The following is a 26,427-nucleotide window of genomic DNA, read 5'->3' on the forward strand; positions in this document are numbered from 1 at the left end:
CCGATGACGGTGGCCGAGCTCTCGCCGATGGCTCAGGACTACTTGAAGCTGATCTGGAAGTGTCAGGAGTGGTCCGACGCCCCGGTCAGTACGAATGCGCTGGCCGGACGGCTCGGCGTCTCCCCGTCGACGGTCTCGGGCAACATCAAGAAGCTCGCCTCACTCGGCCTGATCGACCACACCCCGTACGGCGCGATCCAGCTCAGCGTCGAGGGACGTACCGCCGCCGTGCAGATGGTGCGCCGGCACCGGCTCCTGGAGACCTATCTGGTGGTCCGGCTCGGCTACGGCTGGGACGAGGTGCACGACGAGGCGGAGAACCTCGAACACTCGGTGTCGCAGCTGTTCATCGACCGGATCGACACCGATCTCGGCCACCCCGGCCGGGACCCGCACGGCGACCCGATCCCGGACGCCGACGGTCGGATCGACCGGCCGGCGGCCCAGCAGTTGTCCGAGGTCGAGCCGGGGCGCTGTGGCTACATCGCGCGGATCCTGGACGACGACGCCGAATTGTTGCGCTATCTGGACACCCGCCGGCTGGTGCTCGACACCCACATCACGGTCGACGAGCACCGCCGCTTCGCCGGGTCCCTGTCGATTACCCGCGAGTCGGGCGCCGACGGGCCGGAACAACTCGACCTCGGACTGGCCGCCGCGGAGTCGATCTGGCTGACCACCACCCCGCACCGGCACCCCGGCGCCCGAACACCCCGCGCCGTACCGGCCGGCTCCTGAGCGCGGGGGCGGGAAACTTCTCGTTGGAGAGGTCGGTGGATGTTGATTAGGATGGCGGGACCGTTACGTAAATCGACCGAGGACAACCCCTGACTAGTCACGATCAACCGGCCACGCTGGCCACTGCGGGCCAGGCCGCGACGGCCGCGGGCGCCACGACGCGCCGGATCACGATCCCGAACTCGATCGAGATGGTCAATGTGCTCGGCTCGGCCGACGAGTTCCTGCGCATTCTCGAGCGCGACCTGGACGCCGAGATCCACGTCCGCGGCAACGAGATCACCCTGACCGGGCAGCCGGCCGCGGTCACGCTCGCGGTCGAGGTGTTCACCGAGCTGGTCGCCGTGCTGCGCACCGGCCAGGGCCTGACCCCCGACGCGGTGGAGCGGATCTGCTCCATGCTGAGTGCCCGCGAGGACGCCCGGCCGGCCGAGGTGCTGACCCAGAACATCCTGTCCAACCGGGGCAAGACGATCCGGCCGAAGACGCTGAACCAGAAGCGGTACGTCGACGCGATCGACCAGCACACCGTCGTATTCGGGATCGGCCCGGCCGGCACCGGCAAGACGTACCTGGCGATGGCGAAGGCGGTCCAGGCGCTGCAGAGCAAGCAGGTCAACCGGATCATCCTGACCCGGCCGGCGGTGGAGGCGGGGGAGCATCTGGGCTTCCTGCCCGGCACGCTGAACGAGAAGATCGATCCCTACCTGCGGCCGCTCTACGACGCGCTGCACGACATGATCGACCCGGACTCGATCCCGCGGCTGCTGACCGCCGGCACCATCGAGGTGGCGCCGCTGGCCTACATGCGGGGTCGTACGTTGAACGACGCGTTCATCATCCTCGACGAGGCGCAGAACACCTCGATGGAGCAGATGAAGATGTTCCTGACCCGGCTCGGGTTCGGGGCCAAGATGGTCGTCACCGGCGACGTCACCCAGATCGACCTGCCCGGCGGCAGCAAGAGCGGGTTGAAGGCGGTCCAGGGGATCCTGGACAACGTCGACGACATCGCCTTCTGCATGCTGACCAACCACGACGTCGTCCGGCACAAGCTGGTCGGCCGGATCGTGGCGGCCTACGATCGATTCGAGGCGCAGCGCCCCCGTTGACGAGACGACCCGGCAGGCGACGACGATGACCATAGACATCAGCAACGAGTCCGGATTGGAGGCCGACAGTACCGGCCTGGTCCGGCTGGCCCGCTACGCGCTGGACGAGCTGCGGATCCATCCGCAGGCCGAGCTGTCGATCCTCCTGGTCGACACGGACGCCATGAGCGCGTACCACCGCAAATACATGGGCGAGGACGGCCCGACCGACGTGCTGTCGTTCCCGATGGACGAGTTGCGGCCGCCGGCGGACGACGAGGAGCCGCCGGACGGCCTGCTCGGCGACATCGTGCTGTGCCCCGAGGTGACCAGCCGGCAGGCCGCCGAGCACGGCCGAACCCCGGAGGCTGAGGCCGAGTACCTGCTGGTGCACGGACTGCTGCACCTGCTCGGCTACGACCACGCGACGCCGGCCGAGAAGGCGGAGATGTTCGGTCTCAAGGACAAGATCATTGCCGGCTGGGCCGAGGCCCGGCAGCGGAGTTGATCGCGGTGAGCCAATATCTGGTTCAGCTCGGGATCGCCTTGCTGCTGGCCATTCTGGCCGGATTGATGGCGGCCGCCGAGGCCGCGTTGTCGTCGTTCTCGCGGAGCCGTGCCGACAAGCTCGTTGCCGACGGCCGGCCCGGGGCGCTCCGGGTGCGCAAGATCGTGGAGGATCCGCCGCGCTACCTGAACACGGCGCTGTTCCTGCGGATCGTGTTCGAGATCAGCGCGATCGTGCTGGTCGCGCTCGTCTTCTTCGGTGTGTTCGGGCTGACCTGGCAGGGCGTGCTGATCTCCGCCGGTTCCATGATCGTCATCTCGTACGTGCTCTGGGGCGTCGCGCCGCGCACGCTCGGCCGGCAGCACCATGATCGGGTGGCCTGCCTGTTCGCCGGCCCGCTGGTGGCGCTGACCCGGGTGCTCGGCCCGCTGTCCCGGCTGTTGATCATGATCGGCAACGCGCTGACGCCGGGCAAGGGGTTCTCCGAGGGCCCGTTCGCCTCCGAGGCGGAGCTGCGCGAACTGGTCGACCTCGCGGAGGCGAGCGAGGTGATCGAATCCGGCGAGCGGCGGATGATCCACTCCGTGTTCGAGCTCGGCGACACGATCGTCCGCGAGGTGATGGTGCCGCGGACCGACATGGTGTTCATCGAGAGCAACAAGACGCTGCGGCAGGCGATGTCACTGGCGCTGCGGTCCGGGTTCAGCCGGATCCCGGTCACCGGCGAGGGCGGGCTGGACGACGTGGTCGGCGTGCTCTACCTCAAGGACGCGATCAAGCGGGTGTACGACCATCCGAAGGCCGAGACCACCGAACGGGTGGCGTCGCTGATGCGGAACCCGGAATGGTGCCCGGACTCCAAGCCGGTCGACGAACTGCTGCGCGAGATGCAACTGAACCGGACCCACCTGGTGATCGTCGTGGACGAGTTCGGCGGCACCGCGGGGATGGCGACGATCGAGGACATCCTGGAGGAGATCGTCGGCGAGATCACCGACGAGTACGACGAGGAGAACACCGACATCACGCAGCTCGCCGACGGCCGCTACCGGGTCTCGGCGCGGCTCGGCGTGGACGAGCTCGGCGACCTGTTCTCGCTCGAACTGGACGAGGAGGACGTCGACACGGTCGGCGGCCTGATGGCGAAGCTGCTCAACAAGGTGCCGATCGTCGGCTCGACCGTGACCTATCACGGCCTGGAACTGGTCGCCGATCGGTCGACCGGCCGGCGGAACCGGATCGGCACCGTCGTGGTCCGCCAGGTCGAGGAGCACCGGCCCGACGAGACAACGGAATCGGCGGCATCGGACACGACGGCGAGGGCGACCTGACCATGATCAACAATCCGGAGACCGGGTTGAATCCCGAAGACGGCAAGATCATCACGCTGGCCCGGGCGGCGCGGGCCCGGACCGGTGCGCCGGAGGGTGCCTGCATCCGTGACAAGGACGGCCGGACCTACGCCGCGACGACGGTCGACCTGCCGCACCTGAAGTTGTCGGCGGTGTCGGTCGCGATCGCGATGGGGGTCTCCTCGGGGGCGCCCGGCCTGGAGGCAGTCGCGCTGGTCGGCGAGGGAACGCTGACCGACGCGGACCGGGCGGTGATCGCCGACCTCGGCGGCGACGCGGTGACCCTGCTGGTCGCCGATCCGCAAGGAAATCTCCGTGACTGAGCCGGAGGCCGCCGGGCAGCAGCACCGGTCCGGCTTCGCCTGCTTCGTCGGCCGGCCCAACGCCGGCAAGTCGACCCTGACCAACGCGCTGGTCGGCAGCAAGATCGCCATCGCCTCGTCGAAGCCGCAGACCACCCGGCACGCGATCCGGGGCATCGTGCACCGGCCCGACGCGCAGTTGATCTTGATCGACACGCCGGGTCTGCACAAGCCGCGGACGCTGCTCGGCGAGCGGCTGAACGACGTGGTCCGAGCGACCTGGTCCGAGGTGGACGTGATCGGTGTCTGCCTGCCGGCCGACCAGCGGATCGGCCCCGGCGACACGTACCTGGTCAAGGAGATCGCGGAACTGCCGAAGCGGCCGACGCTGGTCGGCATCGCCACCAAGGCGGACCTGGTGAGCAAGCAGCGGATGGCCGAGCACCTGGTCCGGATCGCTGCCCTGGAAGAGGAACTGGGCATCAGCTGGGCCGAGATCGTGCCGGTCTCGGCGACCGCCGGTGATCAACTCGACGTGCTGGCCGACGTCCTGTCCGGCCTGCTCCCGGCCGGTCCGCCGCTCTACCCGGACGGCGAGATCACCGACGAGCCGGAGGAGACCCTGGTCGCCGAGCTGATCCGGGAAGCCGCGCTGGAAGGTGTCCGGGACGAGCTGCCGCACTCGATCACCGTGATGATCGACGAGATGGGCCTGCGGGAGGGCCGGGCGAAGGACAAGCCGCTGCTCGACGTGTACGCCTCGATGGTCGTCGAACGCGACTCGCAGAAGGGGATCGTGATCGGGCATCGCGGCGCCCGGCTGCGTGAGATCGGCACCGCCGCCCGGAAGCAGATCGAGGCCCTGCTCGGCACCCCGGTCTTCCTCGACCTCAAGGTCAAGGTGGTCAAGGAGTGGCAGCGCGACGCGAAGCAGCTGAACCGGCTCGGCTTCTGAGTGGATGGCTGACCATCCGCTCCAGTGGACGACTCGGTCCACTCGCACCATCGTCGAAGATCAGTGGATCCGGCTGCGAGCTGACTCGTGCATGCGTGCCGACGGCACGGTCATTGAGCCGTTCTACGTTCTCGAGCAGATGCCATGGGTGTCGATCCTGGCTGTCACGCCCCACCGTGAGGTGATCATGGTTCGCGAGTATCGCCATGGGGCCGGCGTCGTCGGATTGGGTCTTCCGGGTGGAGGCGCCGCCGCCGGCGAAGCTCCCGCAGGTGCAGCACAACGGGAACTGCTCGAGGAAACGGGCTACGAGCCTGGAGATCTCGTTGAGCTGAGTTGGACCTGGGCCAATTGGGCCAACCAGACCAACAAGGTTCACCACTACCTCGCGACCGGTTGCCGAGCGATCCGAGCGCCGTCGCCCGACCCGACCGAGCAGCTCGAGGTGGAGTTGGTGCCACTCGCCAACCTCTTGGGCGGCGACCCCGTGCTGCGCCAGAGCTACCACCTGGTCACCATCGCCCTCGCCAGGCCGCACCTGGGAGCGGACTGAGGACAGGTCCGACGGGCGGTCCCTCCCTCAGCCCATCATTGGGGAGTAGACGGCCGGGTGTACGCGGCATCTGGTTCCCCGATCATCTCGGGGACGTGGGATCGCGTCGTTACAGGCCGAGGTAGTGCGCGACGGCGCTCTCCACCTCGGCGAGTTCGTCGCGATCGAGGTAGCCGACCGGGTCGCCGTGGACGAACGCGGTGTCGATGGTGCGGATCTGATCAACGAGGAAACGGGTGCGCGTTCCCAGGACCTCCAATTCGGGTCGGAACACCGCCGGTCCGGCGCTCGTCGAGGTCGGCACAACGGTGACGACGCTCCAGGGCATCGAACCGGGGCTCAGGACGACCGCGTAACGGCGCCCACGTTGCTCATGGCCGCGCTTGGCGTTCCCGAGGTCCACCCGGTAGATCGCTCCTCGGATCACCACGCGTCCCGGTCGCCCGAGAGATCCTCGTCGCTCAATCGCTCGGCGTCGGCCCGCGCCTGCTTGATCCACACCTCGCGTTCCAGCAGTCGCAGCGCCCGGCGGATGACGTCGCTCTTACGTTCGCCGCTGCGCATGGCCGCTTGGATGATCTGCTCGTCCTCCTCGGTCGGCCGGAATCCGATCGTTGCCGTCATGCCAACCAGGGTACCCGGCTCTGTTCAACAAGTGTCAAGCAAATGTCTAACGGGTGATCCCGTGCGGATCGGTCGCAGCCGGCCGGGGGAGCTGCCGGTCTCGTTCTTGATCACCCGGCTCAGATGGCTGGCCGACGCGAAGCCGCAGCGGTCGGCGATCACCGGGAGGGTCAGGTCGGAGGTTCGCAGCAGGTCCAGGGCGCGGCGGACCCGGACGGCCTGGAGGGCTGCCTGGGGCGGCAGTCCGCGCCGGGTGACGAAGTGCCGGCGCAGGCCCGACACCGAGACTCCCGCCTCGCGGGCGGTTGCGGCGATCGAGAGCCTCTCCGCGTAACGCTCCTCGAAGATCTGTTCGACGCTGCGGACCAGTTCCTCGGCCGGTTCGGGCCGCTGATCCGGATGCTGGCGCTGCAGGGTCAGATCGACGCACGTGACCAGGGCCTTGATCAACTCCGGACTGCGCCGGTCCGGCCGGGTGTCCTCCCGAACCAGTGCGGCCAGGTGGTGGCCGAGTTCCTGGGCGGCCCGGCCGGAGCACTCGTCCGGCCAGGCCTGGTCGTCCGGGGCGTCCAGCAGCAGGTAGTAGTTCGAGTAGGCCGTGTGCGCGATCTCCTCGTGGCTCGCGTTCGGCCGCAGCACCAGCACGGTGCCGGGCCGGGCGGCGTAGCGCACGCCGTCGACGATCGAGTCGATCCGGCCCGTCCGGTAGTACGTCACCTTCCAGCCGGCGTGCCGGTGCGGGGCCGCGTGCTGTCCGCGGCCGGCCGCGTAGGCGCCGATGGCGAGCATCGAGACGGCTGCCGAACCTGGTGGCTGATGCATGTCCACGGGCTTCAGATTAACGGTGAGCTTGTGAATCGCGTGGCATGGATTGGCGATACGTGCATGATCATTGCCGATCGATGCATTGGCCCGGGCCGGCGCCGGATGGTGAGCTTGACGGCAACGCAGCGATCGAGGAGGACCATCCGTGAGCACGTACCGCACCGCCGACGCCCTGGCCGACCTGGGTGTCACCGAGGACAGCCTGAGCCCCGAGCAGCGCAAGCAGTTGGACGAAGACGGGTACGTCCCGTTGGTCGACCACATGCCGGACGACCTGCTCCAGGCGTTCCGCGAGCGGACCGACGAACTGCTGGAGGCGGAGGGCTCGGCGGCCGGCCACGAGGTGCCGCAGGGCGCCGGTGTCGCGGCCCTGGCCGACCTGCTCAACAAGGGTGAGATGTTCGAGCGCTGCTACACCGATCCGGCGGTGCTGAGCGCGGCCCGGCAGGTGCTCGGCGAGGAGTTCCGGGTGAACTCGCTGAACTACCGGGCCACCCTGCCCGGACAAGGGCAACAGGGCCTGCACGGCGACTGGGCCGGGCCGGTGCCGGATGGCGACTTCCACATCCTCAACTCGATGTGGCTGTTGGACGACTTCACCGAGGACAACGGGGCGACCCGGATCGTGCCGGGCACCCACCGGTCCGGACGCTGGCCGACCGACGATCTCGAACGGACCACGGATGATCATCCGGACCAGATCCTGGCCCTCGCACCGGCCGGCTCGGTGATCATCTTCAACGCCCACGTCTGGCACGGCGGCACCCTGAACCGGACCTCGCAGCGGCGCCGCGGGATGACGATGTCCTTCTGCCGGCGGGACGAGCCCCAGCAGCTGAATCAGGCGGAGTACGTCCGGAAGTCGGTCTACGACCGGATCTCGCCCGCTCAGCGCTTCCTGCTCGACGTCTGACCCGGTGTGATCAGAACCGGGTGACGGCGATCAGGTTGCGGCCCTTGATCGTGTAGATCGTCCGGCCGTCGGGCGCCACGGCGATCAGGCCGACCGCGTAGGCCTGCGCGTTCAGGCCGTCGACGACGGTCGTGATCACCGGCGTGGTGCCGTCGGTGATCTTGAACAGCCGCTTGCCGTCGGTGCCGTACAGCCCGTTCCGGGCCAGCACCAGGGTGCTGGAGCCGGTGCCGATCTTCGCGGTCGCCACCACCCGCCGGCCGCTCGGGTCGAGGACGAACAGGTCGCCCTTCTCCGTGGTGCCGTAGATCCGGCCGCGGTACGGCATCAGGTCGGTGATCTGCTGCGCTCCCGGCACCGGCGCGAACTGGCCGAGCACCTTGCCGGTACGCAGGTCGAAGCGGGAGACCGTGGCCTCCTTCTCGATCGGGTCGGTGCCGAGGCTGTTGCGGGTCTCGCTGCCCAGGAAGGCGATCCCGTCCTTGACCGCGACCGATTTGAGCGACTGGTTCGGCACGATCCCGCGCCGCACGGTCAGTTCTCCGTCGGCAAGCCGGTAGTCGGCCAGCGCCCCGTTGATCTTGCCGTAGTCGGCCTCGGTGGCGATCAGCAGCCGGCCCGAGCCGGCGTCGTACCAGGCGTCGGTGGGCCGGGTCTGTTCGTTCTCGATCCGGTCCAGTTCGGTGAGTTCGGTCCCGTCGGGTCGCATCGACCACAGCCGGGCCAGCGTGTACACCCCGAGGTAGAGCCGGTCGCCGATCGGCGTCATCGTCTTCGCCTCGCCGGGCAGGAAGGTCCGGCTGTTGCTGCCGGCCGCAAGATCATGGATCTGGATGCCGGCCTTGCCACTGACCAGGACGGTGTCCTCGGTGGCGGCGAGTTGCATCGCGAGCTCGGGCGCCGGCGGCAGGCCCGCCTGGCCGAGGTCGACGCCGCTGAAGGTGCCGGTCGCCCGGTCGTAGGTGACGATCTGGCTGGTCAGGCTGGCCCGGAGTTGATCACCGTCGATCAGGATCTTGTTGAAGTAGGCGCCGTCGTACGGCTGGCCGAGCCGCTCGGGCGTGGAACTGCCGGCCGGCACCCGGTACAGCGTGCCGGAGGCGCGGGTGGCGAAGTAGATGTCGCCGTTGGCCGGGTCATGGCTGATCGCGGTGACGTACTGATCGCCGCCGGGAGCCTGCACCTCGACCGGACTGCTCAGGTCAGCGGTGTCGAAGATCAACATCGTGCCGGTCGGCGACAGCCCGGCGGCCAGCCGGTCACCGTGCAGGGCGAGGGTGGCGACGAAGGTCCGGTTGGCGTAGCCGGCCGGCAGCACGCTCGCCGTCGCGCCGCTGACCCGGTCGACGGTGATCAACTTCGCGTGCGAGCCGATGCCGGCGTAGATCGTCCGCTCGTCGACGGCGATGCTGCGGACGTACTGCTCGCCGGGGGCGACGGTGCCGTAGCTGCGGGTCGTCCCGGTGGCCGGGTCGTAGCTGTGCACGCCCGCGTCGGGGTAGGTGCCGGCGACGATCACGCCGTCCGGTGATGCGGCCAGCGACCAGATGAAGGAGCCGAAGTTGGCGACCTTCGTCAGCTCGCCGGAAACGGTGTTGATCTTGTAGAGGTCGCCCGGCGTGTAGGTGCCGACGTAGAGGTCGGTGCCGACCTGGGTCATGGCCCAGACCCCGGCCCCGCTCGGCAGGTCGACGGTGCGCTCCACCCGGCCGCTGGCGGGGCCGAAGGCACCCACCCGGACCGGGGAGACGCCGGAGGTGGCGGTCCAGATCAGGTCGCCGACCTGTTCGGCGACTCCGGTCGAGGTGACCGAGGAGGCCGGGCCCAGGTCCCGCACGACCGGACCCGCCGCGGGCTCGGCGACGGCTGAGGTGACCGCGAGCCCGGTCACGGCGAGAACGAGGGAGGCGAGGAGGGCCACTCGACGCGCGAATCTGGACATTCGGGACCACCTATTTCACCGTTAATGCACGCCCGTAATTGATGGAACGGTATGAGACGGTGGGCGCCGCGTCAAGAGGTGGTACCGGATCGCCGCTGCGCCACCAGTCGGTCGATCAGGCCGACGCCGACGTAGAAGCCCGCCACGGCGACGCAGATGAGGGCGATGACACCGGGCGCCGTCTGGTCCGGATCCAGGAAGAAGTACGGGATCGGCACGTCGAGCACGGCGTTGGCGGTCCACAGGGTGATCACGTACGCGATCGGCAAGATCATCATCGCCAGCACCTGCCGCATCGTCAGTGGCCGCAGCGCGGCCTGCCCGGCGCGGATCCCGAGCAGGACGACCAACGGCGTGGCCAGGTGCATCGAGATGTTGGCCCACATCGTCGGCTCGTCGGTCCGCAGGCCCTGGGTCGGCACCATGACCAGCCAATACGCCAGCGCGGACAGCACGATGCCGGCGACGCCGGACCGCAGGATCACCTGGTAGCCCGGCGGTTGCAGCGGCCAGGCGAACGTCGCAACGGTGACCAGCGCCGCGCTGACCACCGAGAACAACAGGGGCACCGGGGTGGTCAGGTCCGGCTGCTGGGCCTGCAGCCAGATCCCGGTCAGGGCGGCCACCGGCACCCAGATGTTGATCTTGTAGCGAGGCGTGAAATAGCTCATCGCTGAGTCGGCGAAGACCGACCAGAGCAGCACCGAGCCGAGCACCGGGATGATCACCACCCAGAACCGGGCCGGGTAGTCCGGGTTCAGCCGGGCCGCCTCGATGCACATGAAGAACGTGTAGACCACGCCGAGCGCGTACAGGCCGAGGAACGGCAGCAGGGCGGCGATGTAGCGGGACACCCAGCGGTCGCCGCGCTCCTGCACGATCGTGTAGAGGTTGGTGATCGGGTTGCGGGCGCGGGACCCGACCAGGCCGCGACGGGACGGCCCGGTCAGCCCGGCGATCTTGATCAACTCGTCCTCGATCAGTTGGGCCGATCGGGCCCGGCGCGAGGTGCCGGCGATCATGACGGTCTGGTAGAGCATCAGGAACACCACCGGCCACGGCAGGTAGCCGATCAGGCCGGTCGGGAACTCGGCCTGGTAGACGGCGAACACCGACACCGGGAGATAGGCGATCACGATCCCGACCAGCGCCATGCTGACCTGGGAGGCGTTCTGGATGCCGGCGTCCTCGGTCTGCAGCAGTGCCGACAGGGCCTCGGTGCGCGCGTCGGGGTCGGGTCGGTCGTCCGTCATTCGGCGTCCCCCTTCCCTGTGTCTCCACCGAAGTACAGCACAAGCGCTAGGCTCGAGCGGTGACCGACCGCCGGCGGACCATGATCGATTCCCTCACCGCCTGGGCCGCGGCCGCGGACCGGTACTGGGTCGAACCGGGCGGCGACGGCACCGTCGGCTGGTACGGGACCGGCTACGACAACTGGGGCGTGCAGACCAACCAGAAGTATCTGGGCGCGGTCGGCGCACTGGCCGCGCTGACCGACGACGACGGGCTGGCCCGGCGGGCGCTGGCGGCGCTGCGGTTCAGCGTGCGCAGCCATCGGTCCGGCGGCGGCACCTGCGCCGACGGGAAGCCGTGGGGCCATACCTGGATCAGCCCGCTCGGCATCGAACGCATGATGTACGGCATCGACCTGCTCGCCGACCGAGTCGACCCGGAGCTGGCCACCGGGCTGGACCGCCTCCTGGTCAGCGAGGCGGAATGGATCCGGACCGCGTTCCATCGCGACCGGGCCCGCGGCGTCGTGGGCGGGCTCTGGAACGTCTCCGGCCGGAACGCGCCCGAGTCGAATCTCTGGGCCGGCGCCCTGCTGTGGCGGACCGCCCAGCGGGTGGCCGATCACCCGCAGCGGGAGGTCTGGCAGGAGCTGGCGCGGACGTTCATGATCAACGGCGTCAGCGTGCCGGCGGACCGGAGCGACCCGACGGTGGTCGACGGGCGCCCGGTCCGGGAGCGGTTCCGCGGCGCCAACTTCTTCAACAGTTATGCCCTGGACCACCACGGCTACCTCAACGTCGGCTACATGATCATCTGCGTCAGCAACGCGGCGATCCTGCATTTCGATCTGAAGCGGCGCGGCGAGCCGGCGCCGGAGGCGTTGCACCGGCACCAGGCCGACCTGTGGCGGGTGGTCCGGCCGTTGATCGCGCCGGACGGGCGACTGCTCCGGATCGGCGGGGACAGCCGGGTCAGGTATGCGTACTGCCAGGAGTATCTGCTGCCGTCGCTCTGCTACGCCGCCGACCAGCTGGGCGATCCGGAGGCGATCGGCCTGCTCGACGCGCAGCTGGACCTGATCGTCCGGGAACAGCGCGGCAACGCCGACGGCAGCTTCTACGGCACCCGGCTGACCGAGCTGGCGAACGCGAGTCCGTACTACGTCACGCGGTTGGAGAGCGACCGGGCCTGCGCGCTCGGGGCGGCGCTGGTCTACCTTGATCAACTGGAGGATTCGGGCACGGCCCTTCGACAGGCTCAGGGCACAGTCGGACCCTGGAGCTGGATCGACCATGATCATCAGGCGGTGGCGGTCCGGGACGAACACCGGCTGGCCTCGTACTCCTGGCGCGCGTTCAGCCGGACCCAGGGACTGTGCGTGCCCTTGGCGGACGGCTCGCTGGCGGAATGGGATCTCAACCTGGCACCCGAGATCAGGGTGCTCGGCGATCAGGGGGACGGCCCGGGCCGACTGTCCCGGACGGTGACCAGGAGTCGGGTCACCGAGCTCGACGGCGGCTTCGTCACCTCGGGAACGGTGGTCGAAGGCGTCCGGCTGGCCATCCCGGAGGGCTGGAGCGGCAGCGACGGCGCCCGGACCATGATCGCGATCGCTGCACTGCCGGACGGGCACACCATGATCGGGATCCACCGCACCGTGACCGCGGACTGGTGGGTCGGGATCGGCTCGGTGAAGGGCCTGCACCTCAACGTGCCGAACGATGTGCTCAACGGTTCCCGGCGCCGGTACGTCCACGCCGGTGGCACCCTGGAGCTCGAGCCCGGTCCGGACGAGCGGATCTCCCTCGGCCGGTGGGTGGCCGTGGACGACGTCCTCGGTGCGGTCGGGCTGTGGGGGAGCGGCGAGTTGATCATGGACCGCTCCGCTCGGCGCCGCGGCGGTCCGCAGCACTCGCTGTTCGTCGATGAGCTCTGCTTCCCGCACCGGGCCGGCCCGGAGCAGGTGCCGCCCGGCACGGTCCTGGTCGAGCACGCGTTCGCCGTCCTGGCCGGCTGCGACGCCGCCACCACCGCCCGGTTCGCCGAGACCAACCCGGCCGGCCCGGACGACGTGACCGGTGACCTGGCCGGGGCGACGGTCACCGCGCTGGACGGCCGTCGCTACCGGCTGCTGCTCAACTTCGCCGGGACCCCGGTCCGTCCGGACCTCCCGGCCGAAGCGGTGGACCTGACCGCACCGGCCGGGGAGCGGAGCGAGCTCGGTCCGGGCGAAGCTGCACTCTACCGGCTCTGAGCCACGCGCGAGGGGTGCCAGGCCGGTAGATTCTCCTGGCTCCGCGGATACCGCTCTTGATCATCTTCGAGAAGCTCGGCCTCGTAGTCCCCGTCGAACGGTGGATTGTCGTAGTCGAAGTCTGTCTCGAGCCGGCCGTCGGAGGTGAGCGTGAACGTCGCGTTGTACCAGGTGCCGGAGCCCTCCCGGTACATCGAAGTGCGTAGGTCTCCGCAGGCGAGCTGGGTGTAGCCGTCGATCCCGGTCGATGTGTCAAGGGATCCGTCATCGAGTTCGTAGGCCATCTTGGCGCGGATCAACGATGCGACCGCAGATATGGTCAGCCGGGCATTCTTCCAGCCGGGAGGTCCGGCCTGGGCCATGCCGGAGCCAATGGTCTGGAGAGCCTTGTCAAGATTTTCCACGGTCAACATCCTCCGGTTGGGCAGCGTGGTTGGGAATCATGTCCTGATTCCACTCCTCATCGATCCAATAGGTCACCATGAACGCGTCCGCTCGCGGTTTCTGGTCGCGATAGAGCAGCGAGACCTCAACTCTCACGTCCCGGCCCGCTTCGAGAGCGGTGCGCCAGGTGTTCTCGATCTTCTTGTAGGCACTGAGATTGACCTTGGTCCCTTCCATCGGCGTCAGATTGATGCCGTCCGAAGGTCCTTGGAAGATCCTCGCGAAGATGTGCCCCGCATGATCACCGGGAAGCTTACCGATCAACTGTGTCTGGGCCGAGCGGTCCCGCGGATGATCAAGATCGACAACCTCCAGCTTCGCCGCGGCGTGCACCACGCGACCCAACTGATCAGTCCGATACGTGAAGCGCTCGTCGACCACCACCGTGCTGTCCGGCGGCGGATGGTTCAGCAGTTCCTTGTGTTCCGGGTCCGCGGTGGACAGTCGCAGCGATCGGTCTTTCGGTTCGTCGGCGTGGCCGTAATGCTCGTGCAGGTCGGTGTCGACCAACCACACCGTCCGGCCGTCGCCCGACTTGTGCCAGGTCTTGCCGTCCGGGGTGGTCTCCCAGCCGAAGATCGGGTTCGCCCGGTCGTCGACGTCGGCATGTTCGGGCCCGTCGAACCCTTTGGCCAGTTCCACGGTCTTGGAGGCGTAGCGGCCGAGGTCGGCGTGCCCTCGGTCGTCGTAGTTCACGCCATGCGGGTAGCGCTCGCGGAGATCGTCGGCGACCGGCTGGCTTGTGCCAGCGAGCTCGGGTCGGCCGTCGGGAAGTCGGAACGACTCCGGGTCACGGTGTTGGTCGGAGACCTCGCGCTTGTACACCAGGTCGTCGCGCCGGCCCAGGTCACCGGCCGGGAATGGTGGTTGCCGGTTCGCCCAGAAGGTGGCCGGGAATTTTCGTTGGCGGTCGGGGTCGATCGGCGTGTTGTCGGGTCCCTCGACCGGCACCGTACGGAAGTGTTCCAGGGCCCGGTCCTGCCGTTCGTACCGTTCCCGCCGCTGTGCCTCGTGCGTCTCCGGTGGACCCCACAGCGTGGGTCTCATGATCTTGTCGCGTGCCTCGGAAAGTTCCTGGGCCTGCCGTGCGTCCTCCCGGGCGGCGGTCTCCTTCGCGACGAACTCCTCGCGGGAGACGCCTCGCTCGGCGGCCTCGGCGATCCGCGCCTCCCTCGCGTCGTGCCGGCGCTGCGCATACTCCAACCGCAGGGCCAACTCACGTTCCAGCGCCTGGGCCCGCTCGTCCTCAGAACGCTCCGGAGCCCGTGGCGCCGGCCGATCCTGGCCCTGAGGCGCGTCGCGCGCCTCGCCCGCAGAACTCAGCTCCCGCATCGCCGAATCATCTCCTACCGATCACGGTCTGACGGTCGCGCCCTCGGCAGCCTGCTGGCAGCGCAGCGAGCGGGCCGTCTCGTCCCGCCGCTCGGAGACCAGCCGCCGCACCGAGGGGGTGAGGTCGGCCGAGGCGAGCCAGGCGTCGACGGTGCGCAGTTGCTCGGCCGTGTCCGCCAGCCGCGGGTAGAGCAGGATCAGCGCGTTGTCGCGCAGCGAGGTGCCCTGGCCGCCCCAGATCCCGTTGCCGGCCGACATCTGCTCGGCCGCCTCCAGATAGGCCGCCAGGTACGGACGCAGCAGGTCGTCCTGGTCGGGCTGGACGAAGCCGACGCAGACCTGGCGCTGGGTCTCGTTCGGCACGTCGGCGTCGGCGACGGCGAGCCGCCACGCCTCGGTCTTGGCGGCGGGATCGGGCCGGGCGGCGCGCGCGCCGGCGGCCTGCTCGGCGCCGGTGATCGTGTTGTCCCGGCCTTGTTCGGCGGTGATCATCGCGTCGTCGGCCAGGCCGAGCCGGGCCAGGTGCAGGATCAGGATCCAGCGCAGGTCCTGGTCCACCACCAGCCCCTCCGGTACGTCCTCGCCGACCAGCCAGCCGTTGATCACGGCGCCGGCCGATGGGTCCAAAGCCGCGCGGGCGTAGGCCCGGGCCAGCGCCAGCTGATGATCGGAACCGGGCTCGGCGGCGGTCAGCAATCCGGCCAGGCCGTCCTGCCAGGTGCGCCGGACGGTCTCCCGTGCCGCCGGCGGGGTGTCCTCCTGGGCCGCCCGCAAACCCTGCAGCAGTACGGCCTCCACGGCGGTCAGGTCGGACTCGACGGCGACGCCGCGGAGCACCAGGGCGACGTAGTCGGCGGCCGGCAGCTCGGCGTCACGGCACATGTCCCAGGCGGCGCCCCAGCAGACGGCCCGGGCCAGCGGGTCGTCGATCCGGTCGATGTTGTCGATCACGGTGGTCAGCGACCGCGGGTCCAGCCGCAGCTTGGCGTAGGTCAGGTCGTCGTCGTTGATCAAGATCAAATCCGGCTGCCGCCGGCCGGTCAGACCAGCCACCTCGGTGGCCGCGCCGCTGACGTCGGTCTCCAGCCGGTGGGTCCGGGTCAGCCGCCCGTCGATCAGGTCGTACAGGCCGATCGCGATCCGATGATCACGAAGCGTAGGCCACTCGGCCGGAGCCTCCTGGAGGACGGTGAACCGGGTGATCACGCCCGCAACGTCGACCGCGAACTCCGGGCGCAAGGTGTTGACGCCGGCCTGCTCCAGCCACTGGGCCGACCAGCCGGACAGGTCCCGGCCGGACGCCTGCTGCAGCGCCGTCAGCAGATGGGACAGCTCCGTGTTGCCGTAGGCATGATCGGCGAAGTAGCGGCGCGCCCCAGCGAGGAACGCGTCCTCGCCGACGAACGCGACCAGCTGCCGGAGCACCGAGGCGCCCTTGGCATAAGTGATCCCGTCGAAGTTCTGCTCCACCGCCTCGAGATCGATCATGTCGGCCGCGATCGGATGCGTACTGCTCAGTTGATCTTGCCGGTAGGCCCAGGTCTTGCGCTTGTTGCAGAACGTCGCCCAGGCCTGGCTGGGATCGGCATCCAGCCGGCTCTGCGCGAACGTCGCCGCCCACTCGGCGAACGACTCCTTCAGCCACAGGTCGTCCCACCAGCGCATCGTTACCAGGTCGCCGAACCACATGTGGGCCAGCTCGTGCAGCACCACGTTGGCCCGTTCCCGGTACGTCGCCGCGGTGACCCGGCTGCGGAAGATCATGCTGTCCCGCAGCACGATGCAACCGACGTTCTCCATCGCGCCCATGTTGTATTCCGGGACGAAGGCCTGGTCGTACTTCCCGAACGGGTACGGGTAACCGAACGCCTCCTCGAACACGTCGAAGCCGCCCCGGGTCACCTCGACGATCCGGTCCGCGTCCAGGTGCGGCAACACCGAGTCCCGGACCAAGATCGACAGCGGCGCCGCGTTCTTGCCGGCGGTCTCGTCGGCGACCACCTGGCGGTACTCGCCGGCGACGACACCGACCAGGTAGGTCGAGAACGGCTCGGTCTCGGCGAATTCCCACCGGGACAAGGCTTCCGTGACGTCCACCCGGCCGGTCTCGGCGCCATTGCTGATCACCGTCCAGTCCCGCGGCGCCGTCACGGTCACCGACATCCGGGCCTTCAGGTCGGGCTGTTCGAAGCAGGCGAAGACCCGGCGTGCCTCGGCCGACTCGAACTGGGTGTAGCAGTAGATCCGGTCGTCCGCCGGGTCGACGAACCGGTGCAGGCCGAGGCCGGCCCGGCTGTACCGGTACTCGGCGGTCACCGTCAGTTCATGATCACCGGCGGTCACCTCGAACGGCAGCCGGCTGTCCGCGAACCGGCCGGCCTCGAGCGGCTCGCCGTCCAGGGTCGCGGTGATCACCCGGTCGGCGATCGCGTCGATGTGCAGGCTGCCCGGGGCAGCGGCTGCGAACCGTACCGTCGACGTCGAGCGGAAGGTCAGGGCCGGGTCGGCGACCTCCCGTCCCGACAGGTCGAGCTCGATCCGGTAGTGCGACGTGGCGATCAGGGCCGACCGCGCCATGGCCTCGTCGCGGGTCAGGTTGTCCGGGAACATGCGCCCGATCCTGCCACGATCAAAACCGGGCCGTGCTCGCGCGCAGGAACTCCCGCCACGTCGCCTCGTCGGTCAGGTCGCCGCCGATGGCGAGGTCGGACGTGATCCTGGTCACGGCAGACCGGGTCGGCTCGGCCCAGTCGCCGTCGATCGGCACCGGCTGGCCCCAGACGTGGGTGCAGATCGCCTGCACCGCGTGGTTCTGCACCCGGGAGGCGCCGCCGCGGAACGTGGACAGGTTCGAGCCGGTGACGCCGTTGTCCACGTGCAGGTGGTTCCGGTGCCGATCGTCGAAGAGGTACGTCAGCACGTCGGCGAAGTGGTGGTGCAGGCTGGCGGCGGTGGCCCAGTAGCGACGCAGCTGCGCGGCCGGCGCGGACCCGCCCCACAGGTCGTACCGGGCCGACATCAGGTCCCGGCCGCCGGACCGCAGCCTGGCCAGGTCGAACGACCGCCCGGCGTTGTGCCAGGAGGAGCAGTTCGGCTCGCCGTCGGTCCAGCTCCCGTAGGTCCTGATCTCGTCGATCTCGACCCCGGTCTCGGCCGTGAAGAAGCCGAGCCAGTCGAGCAGCCGCGCGTGGAACGCGTCGTCGAACCGGAAGTTGCGGCCGCGCTCGTCGATCTCGTAGATCAGCGGCGCACCGTCCAGGTCCTCGTGGCCGGTCAACTCGCCCGCGCGGACACAGACCGGCCGCTCCCGGCCGACCTCCTCGGTGCAGCCCGCAGCGGCCAGTCCGGCGAGTCCGGCGCAGCCCAGCAACGCCCGTCGGCTCAGAGTCACCCGCCGACCCTAGCCGGGCAACCCGTCCCGCCCAATCAGACGCTGGGCCGACGTTGGTGCCAGGCTCATCGGACCTTTGAGATAGTTCTCCCATGCGCGTACACATGGGCAGCGACCACGCGGGGTATGAGCTGAAGAACCACCTGGCGTCGGTGCTGCGCGCCGACGGCCACGACGTCGTTGATCATGGCCCGCGGGTGTTCGACCCGGACGACGATTATCCGGTCTTCTGCATTCCTGCTGCGCTTGGCGTTGTGGCCGATCAAGGATCGCTCGGCGTGGTGATCGGCGGCTCCGGCAACGGCGAGCAGATCGCGGCCAACAAGGTGATCGGGGTGCGCGCCGCGCTGGCGTACGACGTCGAGACCGCGCAGCTGGCCCGCCAGCACAACGACGCGAACGTGATCGCGATCGGTGCCCGGATGCATGATCAGGACGGCGCGACCGAACTGGTCCGCACCTTCCTGGCGACGCCGTTCAGTGCGCAGGAGCGGCACGCGCGGCGGATTCAGCAGATCAGCGCGTACGAGGAGCGTCGGGGCGAGGAAGAATGACGCGCTGCGGCCGGCGCCCCTCGGCTCTGGCCCGCAGCTCGGCCAGCACCGACTCGGCGAGGAGTTCGTCCTCCGGGGTGAGTTCACCGACATAGGCCAGGTCTCGGACCTCGACGTCCGGGATTGAGCGCATGATGAACGGGGCCGGAGCGGCCGCACCTGTCATAGTGGACAGCCTAATCCGCCCGCGGGGCTTCAGCTACAGACCATTCGTTCGAGGATCGTGAAATGCCGGAAGGCCACACGCTGCATCGGCTGGCGCTGGACGTGACGGCCGGCTTCGCCGGTCGGACGCTGTCCGTGACCAGCCCGCAGGGCCGGTTCGCCGAGTCGGCCGCGCTGCTGGACGGGACCCACCTGATCGGTGCGGCGGCGCACGGCAAGCACCTGTTCGTCGAGTTCGACGGCGACCGGCTGCTGCACATCCATCTCGGCCTGATCGGCACGCTCCAGTTCGGGCCGCCGCGGCCGCCGCAGGGCGAGGTCAGGGTGCGGCTGGCCACGTCCGACCTGGTCGCCGACCTTCGCGGCCCGCAGCAGTGCGACGTCCGAACCAGTGCCGAGGTGGCCGACCTGGTCGCGCGGCTGGGCCCCGACCCGCTGCGCGACGACGCCGATCCGGAGCTGGCCTGGCGCCGGATCCACCGGTCCGCCCGGCCGATCGCCGCGCTGCTGATGGATCAGGCCATCCTGTCCGGCGTCGGCAATGTGTATCGCGCCGAGGTGTTGTTCCGGAACCGGATCCACCCGCACCGGCCCGGCAACAAACTGACCCGGCGGAGCTGGCAGGCGATCTGGTCCGACCTGTTGCTGTTGATGCCCAAGGGCGTGACGGACAACCGGATCGACACCGTGCGCGACGAGCACCTGCCGGAGGCGATGGGCCGCCCGCCGCGCGTCGATGATCATGGTGGTGAGGTGTACGTCTACCGCCGCAACGGCATGCCTTGCTGGGTCTGCGGTTCCATGATCAGGACCGAGGTCCTGGCCGGGCGCAATCTGTTCTGGTGTGGGCGATGTCAGCGCCGCGGATGATCTTCGACGTGCCACCGGGCCGGCTGCGGATCGACCAGACCGGCCGGATCGTCGCGGCCACCGCCGGTGATCATCGTTACCTCTCCGGTGGCGGCGTCGGCGAGGTGATCATCGGCGGCCGGGCCCGGCAGCCGGAGCTGACCCGGATCGCCGGCGACGCCGACGAGGTCGACCTCGAGCTCGACGCCGGCGACGGGCTCGAAATCTCGGTCCGGCACACCGTCGCCGCCGGCTGGGGCTGGCGGATCCGGCTGGCCAACGCCACCCAGCAGGAGCTCGCCGTCGACCAGGTGCGGCTCGACCTGGCCGTGGGCGAGCAGATGATCGGCCACCCGATCGCCGCCGGTGCGGAGGCCGAACTGGTGATCCGGCCCGGTGACGGCGGCGGCCCGATCCTGGCCGGTCGGCTCACCACCGGCGCGATCGCGGAGATCACCGATGCGGGCCTGCTCACCGGTCCGCTCCGGCTGCCCGCGGGCGCCGGTTTCGTGATCACCTGGCAGTGGACCTGGTACGCCGACGCGGCCCGGCTGCTGGAGCGCCGGCGCGGGGTGGTGCCCTGGCCGACCGTCCGTACCGTCGGCGAACCGATCGACCTGCGCAGCGACCCCGATGCGGCGCTGATCGTGCCGGACGACCTGATCGGCGTGGACGGGACGCTGCCCGGGCCGGCCGGCCAGATCACCGAGCTCGTGGCCGACCGGGCGGCCCGGTTCCCGATCGAGGAGCGGTCCGCCCGCGGGACGGTACGGTTCAGCCTCGGCTGGGCACCGGCCGCCGAGTGGGTGATCGCCGAACGGATCCAGCACTTCCCGGCGCCGGCTCCGGCCGGACCGGCCGGTACGACGGCGGACGGGATTCTGCTGCACCGCGCCCTCAGCGCCGGTACGGCAGCGGATCCGGACGACGCCGCGGAGCTGCTGGAGCTGATCGTCGGCGCGCTGCTGGACGACGGCCCGGCGACCGGGCTGGACGCGACCCTGCTCTGCATCGAGCACCACCGCACCGGGTCCCGGGACCTGCTCGAGGTGGCCGTCGACTGGCTGCTGCGCTGTGACCGGATCGACCCGGGGCTCGGCTTCGCGGTCACCCAGGCCTGCCTGGCCCGGGTGATCCGCGGCCAGGCGATCGCCCCGATCATTCAGCACGCCGGCACCCTGGCCGCCGCCGTGCCGGGACGGCCGGACCTGCCGCTGGACGGCCGCGGCATCGCCGAACTGGAGTTGCTGGCCGCGATCCACCGCACGCTGGAGCAGCCGTCGCCGGCGTTCCGGGCCCGGCTCCGGGCCGCGGGCCCCTACCTGGGCAGCGGCGAGGTGGCTCCGGCGCGGCCGGCCCTCGCCGCGACCGACCAGGCCGCCCTGATCGCCGTGGTCCGGTTCGCCGAGGAGCAGGCCGCGGCAGCGGTCGGGCGGGACTGGGCCGCACCGCCCTCGGTGCTGGCCGAGGCGGCCGCCGGCATCCTGCTCGACGAGGTCGCCGAGACCGCCTCGACCGAGACCCTGGCCTGGCTCGCCCTGGCGCAGCTCTGACGGCTACCGGTCGGCGGTCTCGGCAGCCGGGCGCGGACCGGCCGGCCGGGCGATGGCCAGCACGGCCAGCGCTCCGGCGGCCACGACCATGATCATCTGCAGCCAGAGCCCGACCGTGTCGCCGACCGCACGGACCTCGATCAACCGGATCGCCTGCCCGGCGCCGAACAGCCCGATGATCATGAAGGCCGCGGCCAGCACGGCGGCGACCGGCGACCAGCGAAACGGCAGGAACGCGGTCAGTGCCGCGGCGACCAGCAGCACGATCACGCCCGGCGCGACGACCGGGTAGCCGGGCAGGTTGCCGTCGGCGATCTGCACGTAGATCCCGATCGCGGCGAGGAACAGCGCGCTGGCGGAGAGTGACTTGAGGTTCATGGTCATGATCGTCGTCGGCCGTCCAGGGCCGGCGCGTCGTCGGTGGCGCGTATTTCCAGTTCCGGCACTGCGTTCGCGGACGTAGCGGATTGTCCTTGTCCTGCACGGATTGCGTACGCACGATCAGCGCCTGGGCGGACGCGGAGCCGGTGCCTTCTCGGGAAGGGTGACGGCATGCAGCCCCACTCGCGACTCGTCCGCACCATGATCATCCGAACGGTGGCTGCGGCCGTGTGTGCCGTCGCCCTGATCGTCTCCGGCACTCCCGCTCAGGCCCAGCCGCGCCCCGGGCGGGCCACGGCCCGGCTCGACTCGGGCTGGGTCCGCGGCGCGGCCGGTGCCGGGGTGACGGTCTTCTCCGGGATCCCGTACGCGGCGCCGCCGACCGGGGACCGCAGATTCGCCCCGCCGGCCGCTCCCGAACCGTGGATCGGGAACCGGGACGCGACGGCTCCGAGCCCGAGCTGCCCGCAGCCGGGCGGCTTCGACGCCGGCGGTGTCCGGGTCGCGGGCCAGGAGGACTGCCTGTATCTCGACGCGGTGGTGCCACGCCGCTCCGGTCACCGCCGGCTGCCGGTGATCGTGTGGCTGCACGGCGGCGGGATGATCACCGGAGCGGCCGGCCAGTACGACGCCACCCGGCTGGCGAGCCGCGGCGACGCGATCGTGATCACCGCCAACTACCGGCTCGGCGCCTTGGGGTTCCTGGCGACGCCGGCGCTGGATGCCGGGGGAGTCGACTCCGGGAACTACGGGCTGCTCGATCAGCACGCGGTGTTGCGCTGGGTCCGGACCAACGCGGCGGCCCTCGGCGGCGACCCCGGTCGGGTCACCCTGGCCGGACAGTCGGCCGGGGCGCGCAGCGCCTGCGCGCACCTCGCGGCGCCGGCGGCTCGCGGCCTGTTCGCACGGGCGATCCTGCAGAGCGGCCCGTGCGCCGTCCCGTTCCTCAGCCGGGCGGAAGCCGACCGGAACGGCGAGACCGCGCTGGCCGAGGTCGGCTGTGCCGGCGCGGCGGATCCAGCCGGCTGCCTGCGCGCCCTTCCCGTCGCAGACCTGGCCGCCCTGCTGCCCGACTTCGGGGTGCCGGCCGCGCGCCGGCCGGAACGCTGGGGCCCGGTGGCCGGGACGACGTACCTGCCCGAGCAGCCGATCGCCGCGCTCCGCCGCGGCTCCGCCGCCGGGGTGGACCTGCTGCTGGGAACGACCCGCGACGAGAGCCGGTCGTTCGTCCTGACCGGCTACCCGAACCTCACCGCAGAGGGGTACGCGGCGGAGCTGCGGGCCGTGTTCGGCGACGACGCCGACGCCGTCCGGGAGACCTACCCGGCCGCGGAATCCCCGAGCCCGGTGATCGCGCTCGCGACCGTACAGACCGATCGGACCTACGCCTGCCCCGGGATGATCACGGCCCGGACGGCGTCCCGGTACAGCCGGGTGTACGCCTACGAGTTCGCCGAGGACTCCGGCCTGATGGCGGGCGGCCAGCCGATGGGCGCCACGCACGGCTGGGACCTGCCCTTCCTGTGGACGTTGCGCATGCCGCAGGCCGGCTACCCGGACCCGACCACGGCCCAGGCCAGGCTCAGCGACACCATGATCGACTACTGGACGGCGTTCGCCCACCGCGGCCGCCCCGCCTCGCCCGGAGCGCCCCAGTGGCCGGCGTTCGGGCCCCGGTCCACGGTGCTCGGCCTGTCCACCGAGGCGATCCGGCCGGTCGCCTTCGCCGATGATCACCGCTGTGCCTTCTGGGCAGCGATCGAGCGCCAGGAGCGGTGACCCGTGGACAACACCTCGACTGCTGCGGCAACGTCCGGCTCTCCGACGTTCGACACAGTCGATGTCGGTTTCGAGGAGCCCGACACCCGGCCGCCTACGTGCTGCATGACGTGGCGGACGCCGTCTTCCACCACAGCCGTCCGGTCGCCGACACCCACCTCGACCGCGCCGAACTCTGAGCCGTGATCCAGGCTTAGGCTGGGCCCATGGGTAAGCGGATCGGACATTTTCTCGACGGCAAGATCATCACGGGTGGGGACCGGGTCGGGCCGGTGTTCAATCCGGCGACCGGGCAGCAGAGCGGTGAGGTCGCCCTGGCCTCCGCCGCCGAACTGAGTGCCGCGGTCGAGGTGGCTGCCGCGGCCCTGCCGGGCTGGCGCGCGACGCCGCTGGCCCGCCGGGCCGAGGTGATGTTCCGGCTCCGGCAGTTGATCAAGGAACGCGGCGACGAACTGGCCGCGATCATCACCGCCGAGCACGGCAAGGTGCTCGCCGACGCGGCCGGCGAGATCAGCCGCGGCCTGGAGAACGTGGACTTCTGCGCCGGTCTGCCGCACCTGTTGAAGGGCGAGTACGCCGAGCAGGTGTCCCGCGGCGTCGACGTACACCAGGTGCGCCAGCCGGTCGGCGTGGTCGCCTGCGTCACCCCGTTCAACTTCCCGGCCATGGTGCCGCTCTGGATGATCACCGGCGCGATCGCCTGCGGCAACACGGTGATCTTGAAGCCGAGCGAGCGGGACCCGTCCGCCTCGCTGTGGATCGCCGAGCGGTTCACCGAGGCCGGGCTGCCGGCCGGCGTACTGAACGTGATCAACGGGGATGCCGAGACCGTGTCCGCGATCCTCGACCATCCCGGGATTGCCGCCGTCAGCTTCGTCGGCTCGACCCCGATCGCCGAGACGATCTACCGTCGCGCGGCTGAGGCGGGCAAGCGGGTGCAGGCGCTCGGTGGGGCGAAGAACCACATGGTCGTGATGCCGGACGCCGACCTGCCGGCCGCCGCGGACGCCGCGGTGTCGGCGGCCTACGGCTCGGCCGGGGAGCGCTGCATGGCCGTGTCGGTGCTGGTCACCGTCGGCGACATCGCGGACCCGCTGGTCGACCTGGTCGCGGAGCGGATCGCCAAGCTCCGGATCGGCGACGGCACCGACCCGGCCTCGGAGATGGGCCCGCTGATCACCGAGCAGGCCCGGGACCGGGTTGCCTCCTATGTCGCGGGCGCCGCCGCCGAGGGAGCCACAGTGGTCGTCGACGGGCGCGAGCAGCAGTTCGACGGGGACGGCTTCTTCCTCGGCGTCAGCCTGATCGACCAGGTGAAGCCCGGCATGAAGGTCTACGACGAGGAGATCTTCGGCCCGGTGCTCTCCGTGGTCCGGGTGGACAGCTACGACGATGCGGTGCGGCTGGTCAACGAGTGCCAGTACGCCAACGGTGTGGCGATCTTCACCCGCGACGGCAAGACGGCCCGCTCGTTCGAGTTCGACGTCGAGGTCGGCATGGTCGGCGTCAACGTCCCGATCCCGGTTCCGGTCGGTACGTTCTCTTTCGGCGGCTGGAAGCGCTCCCTGTTCGGCGACACCCACATCTACGGTCCGGAGAGCTTCAACTTCTACACCCGCCGGAAGGTCGTCACCACCCGCTGGCCCGACCCCTCGGAGACTCAAGTCAACCTGGGCTTCCCCACCCACTGACCCGCGCCACCGCCATCCGCGACTGTTGCAACGGTCGCGGCTGCTATCCGCGACCGTTGTACGCATCCGCGACTCTTGCAACGGTCGCGTATGCGAGGAACGGTCGCGGATTTGATTTGGGCTGGCCGTGGTCGCGGATCTGAGCTGGGCTGGCCCGGGTGCCGGTGGGTCTCCCGCTGCTGCGCGCCGCGGAGTGGGTCAGGCGGAGCGGCGCAGGTCGCTGTACCAGGCGACGGAGCCGGCGCCGATCGGGCGGCCTCGGTTGGCCACCCGGGGAGCGACGGCGCGGTCGACGACGTAGCGCAGGATCGGGCGCATGTTCGAGCCGTCCAGCGACTCGATCTTGGCCAGCTCGTCCTCGGTGTCGGCGTAGTCGGTGTGCTTGATCCGCTCCAGGTCGCTGTGCTGCAGCACGCGCAGGAACCGGCGGTCGCGCAGCATCACCGGGCGGAGGAACTTCCGCACGGCCCGGATCACCAGGTCCGAGTCCTCACCGGACCAGCCGCGGAACCGGTCGCTCTCGTCGTACCCGCCGAGCATGATGAAGTTTTCCTTGGACAGCGCGATCCGGCCCATGCAGCCCTTGTGCACGCCGGCGTTGAGCCGGTAGTCGAGCCGGTTGGACGCCACGATCGAGTTGGGCCGCCGGGAGAAGACCGCCCGCAGGTACTGCGCGAACCCGAACCCGACGAAGTTGTCCGCGTCGACGTTGCAGACGACATCGCCGCTGGCCAGCGAATGAGCCATGTTCTTGGCGTGGGAGTGGCGGAAGTACGTCTGGCCCTCGCACCGGGCGAACTTCAGGATCCCCGCGTCGCGGTACGGCTTCAGCCGCTCGTCGGTGGTGATCCATTCGGCCAGGTCGTCGGGCGAGCTGTAGTCCAGGACGACGAATTCGACGTCATTCGGACGTGACCAGTCGACGCTGTCCCGCAGGTTTTTGGGCAGGGTCTCCTTGAGATGGTGCGCCCTGCCCATGCAGGTCGTACAAAAAGAGA

26 protein-coding genes are annotated in these 26,427 nt (G+C 69.9%); 14 read left to right on the top strand and 12 right to left on the bottom strand.

What is annotated here, in order from left to right; translation table 11 throughout:
* Positions 1 to 3 precede the first annotated feature (3 nt).
* The 7 genes from BKA15_RS29260 (at position 4) to BKA15_RS29290 (ending at position 5,499) form a co-directional block, all read left to right on the top strand.
* Complete coding sequence (locus BKA15_RS29260) at positions 4 to 738, top strand: metal-dependent transcriptional regulator (protein ID WP_179756994.1); 735 nt, start codon at positions 4 to 6, stop codon at positions 736 to 738.
* Between the two features lie 191 nt (positions 739 to 929).
* Positions 930 to 1,850, top strand: coding sequence for a PhoH family protein (locus BKA15_RS29265; RefSeq protein ID WP_179756996.1), 921 nt, complete (start codon positions 930 to 932; stop codon positions 1,848 to 1,850).
* A gap of 25 nt (positions 1,851 to 1,875) precedes the next feature.
* On the top strand, positions 1,876 to 2,337 hold the full coding sequence (ybeY, locus tag BKA15_RS29270) for an rRNA maturation RNase YbeY (RefSeq protein WP_179756998.1): 462 nt from the start codon (positions 1,876 to 1,878) through the stop codon (positions 2,335 to 2,337).
* 5 nt (positions 2,338 to 2,342) lie between these two features.
* A complete protein-coding gene (locus BKA15_RS29275; RefSeq protein WP_179757000.1) occupies positions 2,343 to 3,668 on the top strand; it encodes a hemolysin family protein in 1,326 nt (441 codons plus the stop codon).
* Positions 3,669 to 3,670: 2 nt separating this feature from the next.
* Positions 3,671 to 4,012: a cytidine deaminase-like protein gene (locus BKA15_RS37415; RefSeq protein WP_179757002.1), complete on the top strand. Its 342-nt coding sequence runs from the start codon at positions 3,671 to 3,673 to the stop codon at positions 4,010 to 4,012.
* Positions 4,005 to 4,946 (top strand): GTPase Era, encoded by a 942-nt coding sequence (era, locus tag BKA15_RS29285; protein ID WP_179757004.1) that lies wholly within the window; start codon positions 4,005 to 4,007, stop codon positions 4,944 to 4,946. Before BKA15_RS37415 ends, era begins: the two co-directional genes overlap by 8 nt.
* 4 nt (positions 4,947 to 4,950) lie before the next feature.
* Positions 4,951 to 5,499, top strand: a complete 549-nt coding sequence (locus BKA15_RS29290) for an NUDIX hydrolase (protein ID WP_512698650.1) — start codon at positions 4,951 to 4,953, stop codon at positions 5,497 to 5,499.
* A gap of 109 nt (positions 5,500 to 5,608) precedes the next feature.
* On the opposite strand, the gene BKA15_RS29295 is transcribed toward BKA15_RS29290, so the two are convergent.
* From BKA15_RS29295 to BKA15_RS29305, 3 genes are read right to left on the bottom strand one after another with little or no spacing between them, the layout of a single operon-like run.
* Positions 5,609 to 5,926, bottom strand: a complete 318-nt coding sequence (locus BKA15_RS29295) for a type II toxin-antitoxin system PemK/MazF family toxin (RefSeq protein WP_376766820.1) — start codon at positions 5,924 to 5,926, stop codon at positions 5,609 to 5,611.
* Entirely contained in the window at positions 5,923 to 6,123 is a 201-nt protein-coding gene (locus BKA15_RS35085) for a hypothetical protein (protein ID WP_218871624.1), read from the bottom strand. Before BKA15_RS35085 ends, BKA15_RS29295 begins: the two co-directional genes overlap by 4 nt.
* A gap of 24 nt (positions 6,124 to 6,147) precedes the next feature.
* On the bottom strand, positions 6,148 to 6,945 hold the full coding sequence (locus BKA15_RS29305) for an AraC family transcriptional regulator (protein WP_246323304.1): 798 nt from the start codon (positions 6,943 to 6,945) through the stop codon (positions 6,148 to 6,150).
* A gap of 148 nt (positions 6,946 to 7,093) precedes the next feature.
* Between BKA15_RS29305 and BKA15_RS29310 the strand changes: the two genes are divergently transcribed.
* A complete protein-coding gene (locus tag BKA15_RS29310) occupies positions 7,094 to 7,861 on the top strand; it encodes a phytanoyl-CoA dioxygenase family protein (protein ID WP_179757013.1) in 768 nt (255 codons plus the stop codon).
* Between the two features lie 10 nt (positions 7,862 to 7,871).
* Here the strand turns inward: BKA15_RS29310 and BKA15_RS29315 are convergent, their stop codons facing one another.
* Positions 7,872 to 9,803 (bottom strand): hypothetical protein, encoded by a 1,932-nt coding sequence (locus tag BKA15_RS29315; RefSeq protein ID WP_179757015.1) that lies wholly within the window; start codon positions 9,801 to 9,803, stop codon positions 7,872 to 7,874.
* 71 nt (positions 9,804 to 9,874) lie between these two features.
* Positions 9,875 to 11,056: a hypothetical protein gene (locus tag BKA15_RS29320; RefSeq protein ID WP_179757017.1), complete on the bottom strand. Its 1,182-nt coding sequence runs from the start codon at positions 11,054 to 11,056 to the stop codon at positions 9,875 to 9,877.
* A 59-nt stretch (positions 11,057 to 11,115) separates the two neighbouring features.
* Between BKA15_RS29320 and BKA15_RS29325 the strand changes: the two genes are divergently transcribed.
* Positions 11,116 to 13,290, top strand: coding sequence for a hypothetical protein (locus tag BKA15_RS29325; RefSeq protein ID WP_179757018.1), 2,175 nt, complete (start codon positions 11,116 to 11,118; stop codon positions 13,288 to 13,290).
* Here BKA15_RS29325 and BKA15_RS29330 read toward each other — a convergent pair.
* The 4 genes from BKA15_RS29330 to BKA15_RS29345 are packed head-to-tail and all read right to left on the bottom strand — an operon-like array spanning position 13,278 to position 18,457.
* Positions 13,278 to 13,694, bottom strand: a complete 417-nt coding sequence (locus BKA15_RS29330; RefSeq protein ID WP_179757020.1) for an antitoxin YezG family protein — start codon at positions 13,692 to 13,694, stop codon at positions 13,278 to 13,280. The genes BKA15_RS29325 and BKA15_RS29330 overlap by 13 nt on opposite strands.
* The gene (locus tag BKA15_RS29335) at positions 13,681 to 15,066 is read right to left on the bottom strand and encodes a DNA/RNA non-specific endonuclease (protein ID WP_179757022.1); all 1,386 of its coding nucleotides are present in this window, start codon (positions 15,064 to 15,066) and stop codon (positions 13,681 to 13,683) included. Before BKA15_RS29335 ends, BKA15_RS29330 begins: the two co-directional genes overlap by 14 nt.
* Before the next feature lie 21 nt (positions 15,067 to 15,087).
* Positions 15,088 to 17,676 carry an aminopeptidase N gene (gene pepN / locus BKA15_RS29340; RefSeq protein ID WP_179757024.1) on the bottom strand — a complete coding sequence of 863 codons (2,589 nt, stop codon included), beginning with the start codon at positions 17,674 to 17,676 and terminating at the stop codon, positions 15,088 to 15,090.
* Between the two features lie 19 nt (positions 17,677 to 17,695).
* Positions 17,696 to 18,457, bottom strand: a complete 762-nt coding sequence (locus BKA15_RS29345) for a hypothetical protein (protein ID WP_179757026.1) — start codon at positions 18,455 to 18,457, stop codon at positions 17,696 to 17,698.
* A gap of 92 nt (positions 18,458 to 18,549) precedes the next feature.
* Here BKA15_RS29345 and BKA15_RS29350 point away from each other — a divergent pair, with 92 nt between their 5' ends.
* Positions 18,550 to 19,011, top strand: coding sequence for a ribose-5-phosphate isomerase (locus tag BKA15_RS29350; RefSeq protein ID WP_179757028.1), 462 nt, complete (start codon positions 18,550 to 18,552; stop codon positions 19,009 to 19,011).
* Here the strand turns inward: BKA15_RS29350 and BKA15_RS29355 are convergent.
* Positions 18,974 to 19,177 (bottom strand): hypothetical protein, encoded by a 204-nt coding sequence (locus BKA15_RS29355; protein ID WP_179757030.1) that lies wholly within the window; start codon positions 19,175 to 19,177, stop codon positions 18,974 to 18,976. The genes BKA15_RS29350 and BKA15_RS29355 overlap by 38 nt on opposite strands.
* 62 nt (positions 19,178 to 19,239) lie before the next feature.
* Here BKA15_RS29355 and BKA15_RS29360 point away from each other — a divergent pair, with 62 nt between their 5' ends.
* On the top strand, positions 19,240 to 20,046 hold the full coding sequence (locus BKA15_RS29360) for an Fpg/Nei family DNA glycosylase (RefSeq protein WP_179757032.1): 807 nt from the start codon (positions 19,240 to 19,242) through the stop codon (positions 20,044 to 20,046).
* Positions 20,028 to 21,578, top strand: a complete 1,551-nt coding sequence (locus BKA15_RS29365; protein ID WP_179757034.1) for a hypothetical protein — start codon at positions 20,028 to 20,030, stop codon at positions 21,576 to 21,578. The genes BKA15_RS29360 and BKA15_RS29365 overlap by 19 nt, the downstream gene beginning before the upstream one ends.
* Positions 21,579 to 21,581: 3 nt before the next feature.
* Here BKA15_RS29365 and BKA15_RS29370 read toward each other — a convergent pair whose 3' ends face one another.
* On the bottom strand, positions 21,582 to 21,956 hold the full coding sequence (locus BKA15_RS29370; RefSeq protein WP_179757036.1) for a hypothetical protein: 375 nt from the start codon (positions 21,954 to 21,956) through the stop codon (positions 21,582 to 21,584).
* Positions 21,957 to 22,130: 174 nt separating this feature from the next.
* Between BKA15_RS29370 and BKA15_RS29375 the strand changes: the two genes are divergently transcribed.
* Both BKA15_RS29375 and BKA15_RS29380 read left to right on the top strand, forming a co-directional pair.
* Positions 22,131 to 23,738 carry a carboxylesterase/lipase family protein gene (locus BKA15_RS29375; RefSeq protein ID WP_218871625.1) on the top strand — a complete coding sequence of 536 codons (1,608 nt, stop codon included), beginning with the start codon at positions 22,131 to 22,133 and terminating at the stop codon, positions 23,736 to 23,738.
* A gap of 206 nt (positions 23,739 to 23,944) precedes the next feature.
* Positions 23,945 to 25,429: a CoA-acylating methylmalonate-semialdehyde dehydrogenase gene (locus tag BKA15_RS29380; RefSeq protein ID WP_179757038.1), complete on the top strand. Its 1,485-nt coding sequence runs from the start codon at positions 23,945 to 23,947 to the stop codon at positions 25,427 to 25,429.
* 198 nt (positions 25,430 to 25,627) lie between these two features.
* On the opposite strand, the gene BKA15_RS29385 is transcribed toward BKA15_RS29380, so the two are convergent.
* Positions 25,628 to 26,407: a glycosyltransferase family A protein gene (locus BKA15_RS29385; RefSeq protein WP_179757040.1), complete on the bottom strand. Its 780-nt coding sequence runs from the start codon at positions 26,405 to 26,407 to the stop codon at positions 25,628 to 25,630.
* Between the last annotated feature and the right edge of the window lie 20 nt (positions 26,408 to 26,427).

It is taken from the genome of Microlunatus parietis, assembly GCF_013407955.1.
Lineage (GTDB): Bacteria > Actinomycetota > Actinomycetes > Propionibacteriales > Propionibacteriaceae > Microlunatus > Microlunatus parietis.

Bases quoted from the DNA above. Each gene is read 5' to 3' on its own strand.
- BKA15_RS29260 (WP_179756994.1), top strand. From the start codon at position 4: ATGACGGTGGCCGAGCTCTCGCCGATGGCTCAGGACTACTTGAAGCTG.
- BKA15_RS29265 (WP_179756996.1), top strand. From the start codon at position 930: ATGGTCAATGTGCTCGGCTCGGCCGACGAGTTCCTGCGCATTCTCGAG.
- ybeY (WP_179756998.1), top strand. From the start codon at position 1,876: ATGACCATAGACATCAGCAACGAGTCCGGATTGGAGGCCGACAGTACC.
- BKA15_RS37415 (WP_179757002.1), top strand. From the start codon at position 3,671: ATGATCAACAATCCGGAGACCGGGTTGAATCCCGAAGACGGCAAGATC.
- BKA15_RS29290 (WP_512698650.1), top strand. From the start codon at position 4,951: ATGGCTGACCATCCGCTCCAGTGGACGACTCGGTCCACTCGCACCATC.
- BKA15_RS35085 (WP_218871624.1), bottom strand. From the start codon at position 6,123: ATGACGGCAACGATCGGATTCCGGCCGACCGAGGAGGACGAGCAGATC.
- BKA15_RS29305 (WP_246323304.1), bottom strand. From the start codon at position 6,945: ATGCATCAGCCACCAGGTTCGGCAGCCGTCTCGATGCTCGCCATCGGC.
- BKA15_RS29315 (WP_179757015.1), bottom strand. From the start codon at position 9,803: ATGTCCAGATTCGCGCGTCGAGTGGCCCTCCTCGCCTCCCTCGTTCTC.
- BKA15_RS29320 (WP_179757017.1), bottom strand. From the start codon at position 11,056: ATGACGGACGACCGACCCGACCCCGACGCGCGCACCGAGGCCCTGTCG.
- BKA15_RS29335 (WP_179757022.1), bottom strand. From the start codon at position 15,066: ATGCGGGAGCTGAGTTCTGCGGGCGAGGCGCGCGACGCGCCTCAGGGC.
- pepN (WP_179757024.1), bottom strand. From the start codon at position 17,676: ATGTTCCCGGACAACCTGACCCGCGACGAGGCCATGGCGCGGTCGGCC.
- BKA15_RS29350 (WP_179757028.1), top strand. From the start codon at position 18,550: ATGCGCGTACACATGGGCAGCGACCACGCGGGGTATGAGCTGAAGAAC.
- BKA15_RS29355 (WP_179757030.1), bottom strand. From the start codon at position 19,177: ATGACAGGTGCGGCCGCTCCGGCCCCGTTCATCATGCGCTCAATCCCG.
- BKA15_RS29360 (WP_179757032.1), top strand. From the start codon at position 19,240: ATGCCGGAAGGCCACACGCTGCATCGGCTGGCGCTGGACGTGACGGCC.
- BKA15_RS29365 (WP_179757034.1), top strand. From the start codon at position 20,028: ATGTCAGCGCCGCGGATGATCTTCGACGTGCCACCGGGCCGGCTGCGG.
- BKA15_RS29370 (WP_179757036.1), bottom strand. From the start codon at position 21,956: ATGAACCTCAAGTCACTCTCCGCCAGCGCGCTGTTCCTCGCCGCGATC.
- BKA15_RS29375 (WP_218871625.1), top strand. From the start codon at position 22,131: ATGCAGCCCCACTCGCGACTCGTCCGCACCATGATCATCCGAACGGTG.
- BKA15_RS29380 (WP_179757038.1), top strand. From the start codon at position 23,945: ATGGGTAAGCGGATCGGACATTTTCTCGACGGCAAGATCATCACGGGT.
- BKA15_RS29385 (WP_179757040.1), bottom strand. From the start codon at position 26,407: ATGGGCAGGGCGCACCATCTCAAGGAGACCCTGCCCAAAAACCTGCGG.